Raw genomic sequence first — 13,237 nt, 5'->3', positions numbered from 1 at the left:
TTTTTACATTGGAGTAGAAAATGAAACTGCCTATTTACTTTGACTATTCAGCTACATGCCCAGTCGATCCACGTGTTGCTGAAAAAATGGTTCAATGCATGACGATGGACGGTAACTTCGGTAACCCTGCATCTCGTTCACACCGTTACGGCTGGCAGGCAGAAGAATCAGTAGATAATGCTCGTGAGCAAATTGCCGATCTACTAAATGCAGACCCACGTGAAATTGTTTTCACGTCAGGTGCTACAGAGTCAGATAACCTTGCTATCAAAGGTGCAGCGCACTTTTATGAGAAGAAAGGTAAGCACGTAATTACGTGTAAAACAGAACATAAAGCGGTTCTTGATCCATGTCGCCAACTAGAGCGTGAAGGTTTTGAGGTTACATACCTTGAGCCAGAAGCTAACGGCATCATCGATCTAGACAAGCTACAAGCTGCAATGCGTGAAGATACAGTTCTTGTTTCTATCATGCACGTGAACAACGAGATTGGTGTAATCCAAGATATCGCTGCAATCGGCGAGTTATGTCGCTCACGCAAGATCATCTTCCACGTTGATGCGGCTCAGTCTGCGGGTAAAATCCCACTAGACGTAAAAGAGATGAAAGTTGACCTTATTTCATTTTCTGCACACAAAGCATATGGCCCTAAAGGCATCGGCGCTTTGTACGTTCGTCGTAAACCTCGTATTCGCCTAGAAGCGCAAATGCACGGTGGCGGTCATGAACGTGGTTTCCGTTCTGGTACGCTTGCTACTCACCAAATCGTGGGTATGGGCGAAGCGTTTGCTATCGCTAAACAAGACATGCAGAAAGATTACGATCACGCACTAGCACTTCGTGAGCGCCTACTTAAAGGTGTTCAAGATCTAGAAGCAGTAACAGTAAACGGCGACTTAGACCAACGTGTACCACACAACCTAAACGTGAGCTTTGCTTTCGTTGAAGGTGAATCTCTGCTTATGTCTCTAAAAGACCTAGCAGTATCATCAGGTTCTGCATGTACATCAGCAAGCCTAGAGCCTTCATACGTTTTACGTGCTCTTGGTCTGAACGATGAACTGGCACACAGCTCAGTACGTTTCTCATTCGGCCGTTTTACAACGGAAGAAGAAATCGACTACGCGATTGCACAAATTCGTGTAGCGGTAAATAAATTACGCGACATGTCTCCTCTATGGGATATGTATAAAGAAGGGATTGATTTGAACACTGTTGAGTGGGCTCATCACTAATCTCACGGAAATAGAGGATTCGAGGTAACTATCATGGCATATAGCGAAAAAGTAATTGATCACTACGAAAACCCACGTAACGTAGGTTCGTTTGATAAAGAAGACCCAAGTGTAGGTAGCGGCATGGTTGGCGCTCCAGCTTGTGGTGACGTAATGAAACTGCAAATCAAAGTATCTGCAGAAGGTATTATTGAAGACGCAAAATTCAAGACTTACGGCTGCGGTAGCGCAATCGCTTCTAGCTCACTAGTAACTGAGTGGGTTAAAGGTAAAAGTATTGATGAAGCAGCTGCAATCAAAAACTCTGAAATCGCAGAAGAGCTTGAGTTGCCACCAGTAAAAGTTCACTGTTCAATTCTTGCTGAAGATGCAATCAAAGCAGCGGTTGCGGATTACAAAAAGAAGCACTAATCGCTTCAATACCGTAATCACGTCGAAAAAATAAGTAATATTTGGGAGCACCCTTTGTGCTCCCACCTGAGTTCTCAATTTATATAAAACACAAGGTTGTAGTATGGCCATCACCATGACAGATACGGCAGCAAGCCGAGTTCAAGCTTTCCTAGATAACCGTGGTAAAGGTCTCGGATTACGCTTAGCAGTAAAAACTACTGGCTGTTCGGGTATGGCGTATGTACTGGAATTCGTTGACGAGCTTAACGAAGAAGACGAAGTGTTTGAGCATTCAGGTGTTAAGGTCATCATTGATCCAAAGAGCCTAGTATACCTAGATGGTACTGAGCTTGATTATGTAAAAGAAGGCCTAAACGAAGGTTTTGAATTCAACAACCCGAACGCGAAAGGCGAATGTGGTTGTGGTGAGAGCTTCAATGTTTAAACGCTTGAATCGTTAAGCGTTGTAAGCGAAGAATAAAATTAGGCTCTGAACAAAGAGCCTAAACTTAGGACCACCTTTACATGAATCATTTCGAATTATTTGGGCTACCACTTCAGTTTCAACTGGATGGTAGCCTTCTTTCTTCTCAGTTTAGAGATCTGCAACGCCAATTCCATCCTGATAAATTTGCGATAGCTTCTGAGCGTGATCGCTTATTAGCCGTGCAAAAAGCGGCACAAATCAATGATGCGTACCAGGTATTGAAGAATCCGATCAGCCGAGCAGAATACCTGCTGGTTCAACACGGTGAAGACATTCGTGGCGAACAACAGACCATGCAAGACCCGATGTTCCTGATGGAGCAGATGGAATTGCGTGAAGAGCTAGAAGACATCGCAGACAGTTCTGAACCCGAAGATGCGCTATTTGCATTTGAAGGCAAGGTTAGCAAAATGTATAAACAACAATTAAGCGCTATCCAACAAGAACTCGAAAGCGAAGCTTGGCTTGAAGCTGCAGACCGAGTAAGAAAGCTTAAGTTTATTGCAAAATTAAAGAATGAAATCGAATTAGTTGAAGATCGTTTGATCGGCTAATTTGTATAACAAGGACACCTCCATGGCACTACTTCAGATTGCAGAACCAGGGCAAAGCGCCGCTCCTCACCAGCATAAGCTTGCTGTGGGTATTGATTTAGGTACAACAAACTCGTTGGTTGCTGCAGTACGCAGTGGCGAGGCGAGTACACTCGTTGATCAACAAGGTCGAAGCATTTTACCTTCAGTTGTTCACTACCAATCGGAATCTTATACGACTGGTGATGAAGCGCGTGCAAATGCACAGACTGATCCTAAAAATACCATTATCTCAGTTAAGCGATTAATCGGTCGCTCACTGTCAGATATTCAACAGCGATACCCGTCTCTGCCATATCAGTTTGAAGAAAGTGATAATGGTTTGCCTGTGATTCGCACAGAGCAAGGTAATAAAAACCCAATTCAAGTATCAGCAGACATTCTGCGAGCGCTAGGTCAACGTGCTGAGTCAACACTCGGTGGCGAGCTATCTGGTGCAGTGATTACCGTTCCTGCGTACTTTGATGATGCACAGCGTGCTGGTACGAAAGACGCGGCGCAACTGGCTGGTCTTCACGTGTTACGCCTTCTTAATGAACCTACTGCCGCGGCGATTGCTTACGGTCTGGATTCAGGTAAAGAAGGGGTAATCGCCGTTTATGACTTGGGTGGTGGTACGTTTGATATCTCTATATTGCGCTTGTCTAAAGGTGTCTTTGAAGTACTAGCAACCGGTGGTGACTCTGCATTAGGCGGCGACGATTTTGACCATTTGATTGCAGAACATTTCCAAGCGCAAATGGGCTTATCAGAGCTAACGGCAGAACAGAACCGTATTCTTCTAGACGCAGCAACAGAAGCGAAGATTGGCTTATCTGAAGCTGAAAGCGTTGATGTTGATGTACTAGGTTGGTCTGGTTCATTAACTCGTGAAGAGTTCGAAGAGATCATCAAGCCGCTGGTTAAGAAAACGCTACTTTCGTGCCGTCGCGCACTGAAAGATGCTGAAGTTGACGCGGACGAAGTTCTGGAAGTGGTTATGGTTGGTGGTTCAACTCGTACCTTACTTGTCCGTGAAATGGTGGGTGGCTTCTTTGGTCGTACTCCATTAACCAGCATTAACCCTGATGAAGTGGTTGCGATTGGTGCGTCGATTCAAGCGGATATCTTAGTTGGCAACAAGCCTGACTCTGAGATGCTACTTCTAGATGTTATCCCACTTTCCTTAGGTATCGAAACTATGGGTGGCTTGGTCGAAAAGATCATCCCTCGTAACACCACGATCCCTGTTGCTCGCGCACAAGAATTTACCACGTTCAAAGACGGTCAAACTGCAATGACAGTGCACACCGTGCAAGGCGAGCGTGAAATGGTCGACGACTGTCGTTCACTGGCTCGATTTGCTCTGAAAGGCATTCCGCCAATGACAGCAGGTGCTGCGCATATTCGTGTCACTTACCAAGTGGATGCTGATGGCCTGTTATCGGTTACCGCGATGGAGAAGAGCACTGGCGTTCAAGCTGAAATCCAAGTTAAGCCTTCTTACGGTCTAAGTGACAACGAAGTGGCTAGCATGCTGAAAGATTCGATGACGTTTGCAAAAGAAGACATGCAAGCGCGCGCTCTGGCTGAGCAACGCGTAGAAGCGGATCGTGTTATCGAAGGCCTTATTGCTGCAATGCAAGCCGATGGTGACGAGCTGCTTGATGAACAAGGAAAACAACAACTTGTTCAAGCGATTGAAGCACTGATCGAAGTGCGTAATGGCGATAATTCCGATGCCATTGAACTAGAAATTAAGAATACCGACAAAGCGAGCCAAGACTTTGCTTCTCGTCGTATGGATAAATCAATTCGAGCTGCACTGTCAGGTCAGTCAGTCGATAATATTTAATAGTTAGAGAATAGATAAACATGCCAAAGATTATTGTTTTACCTCACGAAGATCTATGTCCAGAAGGCGCTGTTTTAGAAGCAAAAGCTGGTGAGACGGTTCTTGATGTTGCACTGAAGGCCGGTATTGGTATTGAACACGCATGTGAAAAGTCGTGTGCATGTACTACATGTCACGTTGTGATTCGTGAAGGTTTCGACTCATTAGAAGAAAGTGATGACCTAGAAGACGACATGCTAGATAAAGCATGGGGTCTGGAAATGGAATCTCGTCTTGGTTGCCAAGCTAAAGTGGCGGATACTGACCTTGTTGTTGAGATTCCAAAGTACACATTGAACCTAGCTTCTGAAGAGCACTAAGCACTCAGCTTCTGAAGAGCATTAAGAATTCAGCTCGACTAAACGTGTTAGTAAAACTGGCATAGAATATAAATCATGAAGATGACAAATCGTCGCTGATAAATATAAGGAAGTGTTATGAGCTTGAAATGGATTGATTCGCGAGATATTGCGATTGAACTATGTGATTTATACCCAGATACCGATCCTAAAACCGTACGTTTTACGGACTTGCATCAATGGGTGTTAGATCTTGAAGATTTTGATGATGAGCCGAATCACTCGAATGAGAAAATTCTAGAGGCCATTATTTTGTGCTGGATGGATGAGATGGACTAGCCCTCTTGTTCTATAATTTGGCCGTTGGTTGGAATTTATCCAATATAAAATACAGCCAAGTTAACAATTCTTACTAAAAAAAGCGGACCTTATGGTCCGTTTTTTTATCAAAATGACATTTTTCTCCTACATAATGCTAACATCAGTCCGCTAATAAAAAATAATCAGAACCACACACTCAAGGTGGTTCATGACAAGGAGAAATCATGTCTACACAGATGTCAGTATTTTTAAGTCAAGAAGCTGCCCAGCCTCAGTGGGGAGCAAGAGCTATTTTATCGTTTTCTGAAGCGGGAGCGACAATTCACATTGGTGAAGGCCACGACTTAGGGGCGGTTCAACGTGCTGGTCGTACGCTTGACGGACAAGGTATCGCATTGGTTTCACTTAGCGGTGAAGGGTGGGATTTAGAAAGCGTTTGGGCTTTTTACCAAGGCTACCGTGGACCAAAGAAAAAGAATGCATTGGAATGGGATACACTTTCAGAAACCGATCAAGCTGAGCTAGAAGCTCGCATTCGCTCTACTGATTGGACTCGTGACATTATCAACAAAACCGCTGAAGAAGTGGCACCTCGTCAATTAGCGACGATGGCTGCGGAATACATCAAGTCAGTAGCTCCTGCGGGCACAGTTAAAGCGAAAATCGTTAAAGACAAAGACCTACTAACCGAAGGTTGGGAAGGCATCTACGCGGTAGGTCGCGGCTCTGAGCGTACTTCTGCAATGCTTCAACTGGACTTCAACCCTACCGGCGACGAAGGCGCACCTGTATTTGCTTGTCTGGTTGGTAAAGGTATTACTTTCGACTCAGGCGGTTACAGCATTAAGCCAGGTCAATTCATGACAGCAATGAAGGCTGACATGGGCGGCGCGGCGACTATTACTGGTGGTTTAGGTCTAGCGATTGAACGCGGCCTGAACAAGCGTATTAAGCTTATTCTATGTTGTGCAGAGAACATGATCTCTGGTCGTGCATTGAAGCTTGGCGACATCATTACTTACAAAAATGGTAAGACGGTTGAGATCATGAATACCGATGCGGAAGGTCGCTTGGTTCTTGCTGATGGTTTGATGTACGCAAGTGCACAAAACCCTGAGCTGATCATCGACTGTGCAACGCTAACCGGCGCGGCTAAAAACGCACTGGGTAACGACTACCACGCGCTATTGAGCTTCGATGATGAGTTATCTCACCAAGCACTAACGGCGGCAAACCAAGAGAAAGAAGGCCTATGGCCATTGCCTCTTGCTGATTTCCACCGTGGCATGTTGCCTTCAAATTTTGCTGATCTTTCAAACATCAGCTCTGGTGATTACACTCCGGGTGCAAGTACCGCTGCTGCGTTCCTTTCTTACTTTGTAGATGACTACAAAAAAGGTTGGATTCACATGGACTGCGCGGGTACTTACCGTAAGTCATCAAGTGATAAGTGGGCTGCAGGCGCGACCGGTATGGGTGTTCGTACACTGGCTCGTCTTCTTATCGACCAAGCAAAATAATAATAAGAGTGAGCGGTATTTCGATACCGCTTATTCATCAACTCAGATCGAATGATCTTAGTAATTTCAGTATTTAATAACAAAAAAATGAAGTGAAGGAATCCCTATGGCTCTAGAAAGAACGTTCTCAATTGTTAAGCCGGATGCAGTTAAGCGTAACCTTGTTGGTGAAATCTACCACCGCATTGAAAAAGCAGGCCTACAGATTATTGCCGCTAAAATGGTTTCTCTTACTGAAGCGCAAGCAAGTGGCTTCTATGCAGAACATGAAGGTAAAGAGTTCTTTGGACCACTAAAAGAGTTCATGACTTCTGGTCCTATCATGGTTCAAGTACTTGAAGGCGAAAATGCGATCGCTCGTTACCGTGAACTAATGGGTAAAACTAACCCAGAAGAAGCGGCTTGCGGCACTATCCGTGCTGACTACGCAATCAGCATGCGTTACAACTCAGTACACGGCAGTGACAGCCCTGAGTCTGCAGCTCGTGAGATCGAATTCTTCTTCCCAGAATCTGAAATTTGCCCACGTCCAGCTGAATAAGCAGACAACAGCAAGTATCAATAAAGGCTTCACTTCGGTGAAGCCTTTTTCGTATGTGGACTTTGCATTCTCGATAATCTATTTAGTCGTCATTCCCGAGAGCGACGTAGGAGTGTAATCGGGAATCTTTTCTTCAAATTGGTTATTCTCAGACCGAACAAGACAGTTGTTCAAATTTTAATCGCTTAACTTTGAATGTCTTAATAAACACAGGGTTTTACAGCGCTTGTTGAAGTTGCGTAAAGCCTGTACAATTCGCGCCCTTAATTATTGTTCCGTCATTGAGAGGCATCATGACCACAGCTAAAGTCAATCTACTCGATTTTGATCGTAAAGGTCTTCGTAAATTTTTCACAGAAGAACTGAATGAGAAAGCGTTTCGAGCAGAGCAAGTGATGAAGTGGATTTATCACTTCGGTGTCGATGACTTCGAACAAATGAACAACATCAACAAAAAATTACGTGAGAAACTGCTGCATCGCTGTGAGATTGTTGCACCTATCGTTTCTGAAGCTCAGCACTCTGCAGATGGCACCATTAAATGGGCGATGAGCGTTGGTGACCAAGACGTTGAGACGGTATACATCCCAGACGGTGACCGTGCGACGCTATGTGTATCTTCGCAAGTAGGTTGTGCGCTTGAATGTAAATTCTGCTCTACGGCTCAACAAGGCTTCAACCGTAACCTGAAAGTTTCAGAGATCGTTGGTCAAATCTGGCGTGCTGCACGTGAAATCGGTTTAGAGAAAGATACGGGTCGTCGTCCAATTACTAACGTCGTAATGATGGGTATGGGTGAGCCTCTGCTTAACATGAAGAACCTAATTCCATCATTAGAGCTGATGCTTGATGATCTAGGATTCTCACTGTCTAAGCGTCGTGTGACAGTATCAACATCTGGTGTTGTTTCTGGTCTTGATCAGATGACAGACAACATCGATGTAGCTCTGGCGATTTCTCTACACGCACCAAACGATGCACTACGTAGCCAAATCATGCCAATCAACGACCGTTGGGATATCCAAGATTTCCTAGCATCGGTTCGTCGTTACATTGCTTCTTCAAATGCTAACCGCGGTAAAGTAACGGTTGAGTACGTTCTATTGGATCATGTGAATGATGATATGGACCACGCTCGTGAACTTGCTGAGCTAATGAAAGAGACGCCTTGTAAGATCAACTTGATTCCATTCAACCCTTATCCGGGTTCGCCTTACAAGAAGCCAAGTAACTCTCGTATTGATCGCTTCCAAAAAACGCTGATGGAATACAACTACACAGTAACGGTTCGTAAAACACGTGGCGATGATATTGATGCCGCATGTGGTCAGTTGGTTGGTGATGTCATTGATAGAACCAAGCGTACTAAAATGCTGAAAGCCGCCTCTGAAGCTAACTTAATCGCAGGTGATGTGATTCAAGTAAAAGCGGTTTAAATACCATTTAGATCTAAACAAGCCAGAAGGATTCCTTCTGGCTTGTTGCTTTTCTGGAAGGTGAATTTCCAAAAATTGGATTTTTTCCCCACGCTTTCTTACATTTTTCGTTAAATTTTGGACAAAACCATGAGCTGACGGTAAATTTTGTCGAAAGTGTTTTTGCCTTGTAATGGCATTAGCTTATGATTAAATAATCTTAAATTAATTTAAGTGCTCGCTTGTTACCCGATAATCGTCAATGTGTCTATTTAGGTTGGCTACTTGATAAACTAGCTTCCTGAGAAAGTCGCTCACCAACAGTGTGTGGTTTTCTACTTTAAGGGTTGATGAACCGGGTGACAGGAAAAATTCCACATAGTAGGTTGTAAGATTGAGCTTAAACGAAAATAAAAAATGCTCTCATCAACCTGCAATAATACTTTAGAAGTTCACTCTCTATGAACACAGAACAAGAAACACAAACGCAAGAAACTGTCGCTCCAGCAATTGAAGCGGGAACGCTGCTCAAAAATAAACGAGAATCTCTTGGTTTAACACAAAAGCAGATCTCTGATCGCTTGAAGTTACGCGTTACGCTTATCCAGCAAATTGAAGAAAACCAATTCGAGTCAGATCAGGTTGCCACCTTTATGCGTGGTTACATTCGTTCATACGCGAAATACGTCAATCTTGATGAAAAAGTCGTGTTGAACGCGCTTCATCATTCTGGTGATGCCCAACATCAAGAACAAGAAATGTTGAGCTTCTCTCGTAAGACTAAAACCGAGAAGCACAACAGCCGTATTATGCTCCTTACTTGGAGTATCTTTGCTGTGATTGTGGGTATCTCCTCACTTTGGTGGTGGCAGAACCAACAGCAAGACACCTTATCTCAATCTTTAGCCAATACTGAAAGCTCGGAAGAGCTAGTGGTAGAAGAGTCGCTTGATCCTGAGCTGACTTCATTAGAAGTGATTGAAGCCGAGCAAAACACAGAAACATCTCCTGTTACTGAAAATTCTGATGAGCTTACTGAAGTGAGTTCAGCTGAAAATTCAGTAACTCTTGACCCTGTTGAAGTCATTGAAGAAGCACCAGAAGCAGCGGACGTTACTTCTGTTACTGCAGAATCAGAGACTGTAGCGCCTGAAGCTGTGGTTAACGAGCTAGTGATGCAGTTTTCTGCTGATTGCTGGATCCAAGTGAAAGATGCTTCGGGCAAAACGTTATCTACCGGCATTAAAAAAGCAGGCCAGACATTAAATCTTTCTGGAACTGCACCATATAAAGTGATTCTGGGTGCGCCTGAAGGCGTATCGATGACATTTGCAAGTGAACCTGTCGACCTTTCTGGGTATACTTCAGGCAAAGTAGCTAGAATAACCTTACCTTAGAGTTAATATGCAACACGAATCTCCTATTATTCGTCGCAAATCAACCCGTATTTATGTGGGTGATGTGCCGATCGGTGATGGTGCACCAATTGCTGTGCAATCCATGACCAACACAAGAACAACAGATGTCGCCGCGACCGTCGCTCAAATTCGAGCTTTGGAAAAAGTGGGGGCAGATATCGTTCGCGTATCTGTACCGACTATGGAGGCCGCTGAAGCCTTTAAGCTAATCAAGCAGCAGGTCTCTGTTCCTTTGGTTGCTGACATTCACTTCGACTACCGTATCGCTCTTAAAGTGGCAGAGTATGGGGTTGACTGTCTGCGTATCAACCCAGGTAACATCGGTAACGAAAGCCGCATTCGCTCTGTTGTGGATTGTGCTCGTGATATGAATATCCCGATTCGTATTGGTGTTAACGGCGGTTCTCTTGAAAAAGAGATCCAAGAGAAATACACAGAGCCTACAGCAGAAGCGCTGGTTGAATCTGCAATGCGTCACGTCGATATCCTAGACCGTCTGAACTTTGATCAATTCAAAGTCAGCGTGAAGGCTTCTGATGTATTTCTAGCCGTCGGTTCTTACCGTTTGCTTGCTAAACAGATTGATCAACCACTTCACCTAGGTATTACTGAAGCGGGTGGAGCTCGTGCGGGTTCTGTGAAATCGGCTGTAGGTTTAGGCATGTTATTGTCTGAAGGTATCGGCGATACGCTGCGTATCTCGCTAGCAGCAGATCCAATCGAAGAGATCAAAGTGGGCTTTGATATTCTTAAATCTTTGCGCATTCGCTCGCGTGGCATCAACTTTATTGCGTGTCCAAGCTGTTCTCGTCAAGAGTTCGATGTTATCAACACCGTTAACGCCCTTGAAGAACGCTTAGAAGACATAGTGACTCCAATGGATGTCTCTATCATCGGTTGTGTCGTTAACGGCCCTGGTGAAGCTGAAGTGTCTCACTTAGGCCTTGCGGGCAGTGCTCGTAAGAGTGCCTTCTACGAAGACGGTAAGCGTCAGAAAGAGCGTTTTGACAACGATGACCTTGTCGACAAGCTTGAAGCGAAGATCCGAGCAAAAGCATCGGTGCTTGATAAAGCAAATCGCATTGATGTAGAAAACTTAGAAGATTAATACAACGCGATGGGGTGTGATTGTCTATTCGCACTAACACCTGGTCGTGAGAAATTACGGAATAAATACTGTGGCTAAAAATATCCAAGCAATTCGAGGCATGAACGACTGCCTACCAACTCAATCACCACTGTGGCAGAAAGTAGAAAGCGCAGTTAAAAGTGTGGTGAGTGCATACGGTTACAACGAAGTACGTATGCCTATCGTTGAAGAAACGAACCTATTTAGCCGTGCGGTTGGTGAAGAGACAGACGTTGTTTCTAAAGAGATGTACACCTTTGATGACCGTAATGGTGATAGCCTAACGCTGCGTCCAGAAGGCACAGCAGGTTGTGTACGTTCATGTATTCAAAACAGCCTTATCAACCGTGATGAGCAGCGCCTATGGTACATGGGTCCAATGTTCCGTCACGAGCGTCCTCAAAAAGGTCGTTACCGTCAATTCCACCAATGTGGTGTTGAAGTGTTTGGCCTAGACGGTCCAGACGTTGACGCAGAACTTATCATGATGACAGCACGTCTATGGCGTGAACTAGGCATCGATAAGCACGTTCGCCTCGAGCTGAACTCAATCGGTTCTCAAGAAGATCGAGTAAGCTATCGTACAGCGTTAGTGGCTTTCCTTGAGCAACACATTGATGTGTTAGATGAAGACTGCAAACGTCGCATGCACACTAACCCTCTACGTGTACTTGATACTAAGAACCCGGATGTTCAAGCTATCTTAGGTGACGCACCTCGACTATCTGAATATTTAGGTGAAGAATCGAAGCAACATTTTGCTGGTTTGTGTGAACTTCTTGACGCTGTTGGTATCGAATACCAAGTTAATGAGCGTCTAGTACGTGGCCTAGATTACTACAACCGCACCGTATTTGAGTGGATCACTGATAGCCTTGGTGCTCAAGGCACAGTTTGTGGCGGCGGTCGTTACGATGGTCTTGTTGAGCAACTAGGTGGCAAAGCAACCAATGCTGTTGGCTTCGCAATGGGTCTAGAGCGTCTGGTTCTTATGATGGAAACGCTAGAGCTAACAGAAGTTCGCCGTAGCGTTGACGTATACGTGGTTGCTGCTGGCGAAGGTACTATGATCGCAGGCATGCAGTTAGCGAATCAATTACGCGATACCGTTGAAGGCGTACGCGTAATGAACCACTTCGGTGGTGGTAACTTCAAGAAGCAATTCAAGCGTGCTGACAAAGTAGGTGCTGTTGTAGCACTGGTACTTGGTGAGAACGAAGTTGCTGACAATACAGTTGTGCTAAAAGATCTGGTTGGCGGCGAGCAAGAAACCGTGTCTCAAACGGACGTTGCAGAGAAAGTTGCTGCGCTAATCTAATTAGCCATTGAGCAAACGCTCATCATGAATATCAACGTCAGCACTATGCTGGCGTTTAAAGAATTAAAGAGGACAGGAAGTGGAACTTTACGATAGCGAAGAGCAACAAGTTGAAGCCATTAAAGATTGGTGGAAAGAGAACGGTAAAGCCGTAATCTTTGGTGCAGTTATTGGTTTAGGCGGTCTATTTGGCTGGCGCTATTACCAAGATTCAGTCGTTGAAGCGCGTGAAGTCGCTTCAGAAGGCTACACCTCTGTAATTTCAGCTCTTGATGCTAAGGGCGTTGATGCTCAATCTGATATTCAAGCTTTTATCGACGCTAACGAAGACGCTGAATACTCTGTACTTGCTGCTATGCAATTAGCAAAAGCGCAAGTTCAAGCGGGTGAGCTTGCAGCAGCACTTGAACAGCTTGAGTGGGCAAAATCGGCAACTAAGGATGCGGCTCTTACGCCACTACTGACTTACCGTGCTGCACGTATCAAAGCTGAGCAAGGTGAATTTGACGCAGCATTGACTGATCTTGAAGCGATGACTGACGAATCTTGGACTGGCCGTGTTGCTGAACTGCGTGGTGATATCTCACTTCGTAAAGGCGATACAGATGCGGCTTACAGTGCTTATTCTGAAGCACAACAAGCAGCTGATGCGAGCCAGACGCTTCAAATCAAACTTGACGACCTAGCTAAATAAG

The 13,237-nt window shown here is 44.8% G+C and carries 14 protein-coding genes; all 14 read left to right on the top strand.

What is annotated here, in order from left to right; genetic code table 11:
- The first annotated feature begins 20 nt into the window (after positions 1-20).
- A complete protein-coding gene (locus tag AC3CHU_RS13090; RefSeq protein ID WP_017074110.1) occupies positions 21-1,235 on the top strand; it encodes an IscS subfamily cysteine desulfurase in 1,215 nt (404 codons plus the stop codon).
- Positions 1,236-1,268: 33 nt separating this feature from the next.
- Positions 1,269-1,646: a Fe-S cluster assembly scaffold IscU gene (iscU, locus tag AC3CHU_RS13085; protein ID WP_004735094.1), complete on the top strand. Its 378-nt coding sequence runs from the start codon at positions 1,269-1,271 to the stop codon at positions 1,644-1,646.
- Positions 1,647-1,749: 103 nt separating this feature from the next.
- Positions 1,750-2,073, top strand: a complete 324-nt coding sequence (gene iscA / locus AC3CHU_RS13080) for an iron-sulfur cluster assembly protein IscA (RefSeq protein WP_004735095.1) — start codon at positions 1,750-1,752, stop codon at positions 2,071-2,073.
- Between the two features lie 80 nt (positions 2,074-2,153).
- Complete coding sequence (hscB, locus tag AC3CHU_RS13075; protein ID WP_004735096.1) at positions 2,154-2,669, top strand: co-chaperone HscB; 516 nt, start codon at positions 2,154-2,156, stop codon at positions 2,667-2,669.
- A gap of 22 nt (positions 2,670-2,691) precedes the next feature.
- Positions 2,692-4,542: a Fe-S protein assembly chaperone HscA gene (gene hscA / locus AC3CHU_RS13070; RefSeq protein WP_488524711.1), complete on the top strand. Its 1,851-nt coding sequence runs from the start codon at positions 2,692-2,694 to the stop codon at positions 4,540-4,542.
- Positions 4,543-4,562: 20 nt separating this feature from the next.
- Positions 4,563-4,901, top strand: coding sequence for an ISC system 2Fe-2S type ferredoxin (fdx, locus tag AC3CHU_RS13065; RefSeq protein WP_076644811.1), 339 nt, complete (start codon positions 4,563-4,565; stop codon positions 4,899-4,901).
- Between the two features lie 117 nt (positions 4,902-5,018).
- Entirely contained in the window at positions 5,019-5,219 is a 201-nt protein-coding gene (gene iscX, locus AC3CHU_RS13060) for a Fe-S cluster assembly protein IscX (protein ID WP_004735099.1), read from the top strand.
- A 206-nt stretch (positions 5,220-5,425) separates the two neighbouring features.
- On the top strand, positions 5,426-6,721 hold the full coding sequence (gene pepB / locus AC3CHU_RS13055; protein ID WP_488524710.1) for an aminopeptidase PepB: 1,296 nt from the start codon (positions 5,426-5,428) through the stop codon (positions 6,719-6,721).
- 106 nt (positions 6,722-6,827) lie between these two features.
- Entirely contained in the window at positions 6,828-7,262 is a 435-nt protein-coding gene (gene ndk, locus AC3CHU_RS13050; protein ID WP_004735101.1) for a nucleoside-diphosphate kinase, read from the top strand.
- A 293-nt stretch (positions 7,263-7,555) separates the two neighbouring features.
- Entirely contained in the window at positions 7,556-8,698 is a 1,143-nt protein-coding gene (rlmN, locus tag AC3CHU_RS13045; protein WP_004735102.1) for a dual-specificity RNA methyltransferase RlmN, read from the top strand.
- A 440-nt stretch (positions 8,699-9,138) separates the two neighbouring features.
- Positions 9,139-10,074: a cytoskeleton protein RodZ gene (gene rodZ, locus AC3CHU_RS13040; RefSeq protein WP_171308761.1), complete on the top strand. Its 936-nt coding sequence runs from the start codon at positions 9,139-9,141 to the stop codon at positions 10,072-10,074.
- 7 nt (positions 10,075-10,081) lie between these two features.
- Positions 10,082-11,203 (top strand): flavodoxin-dependent (E)-4-hydroxy-3-methylbut-2-enyl-diphosphate synthase, encoded by a 1,122-nt coding sequence (ispG, locus tag AC3CHU_RS13035; protein ID WP_004735104.1) that lies wholly within the window; start codon positions 10,082-10,084, stop codon positions 11,201-11,203.
- Positions 11,204-11,273: 70 nt separating this feature from the next.
- A complete protein-coding gene (gene hisS / locus AC3CHU_RS13030; protein ID WP_054548098.1) occupies positions 11,274-12,542 on the top strand; it encodes a histidine--tRNA ligase in 1,269 nt (422 codons plus the stop codon).
- Positions 12,543-12,621: 79 nt separating this feature from the next.
- Positions 12,622-13,236: a YfgM family protein gene (locus AC3CHU_RS13025; protein WP_488524709.1), complete on the top strand. Its 615-nt coding sequence runs from the start codon at positions 12,622-12,624 to the stop codon at positions 13,234-13,236.
- Position 13,237 lies beyond the last annotated feature (1 nt).

The sequence above is a fragment of the Vibrio sp. QJM3NY_39 genome (genome assembly GCF_057785895.1).
The sequence above is the reverse complement of the archived record's forward strand: the minus strand, read 5'-3'. Positions and strand labels throughout refer to the sequence as shown.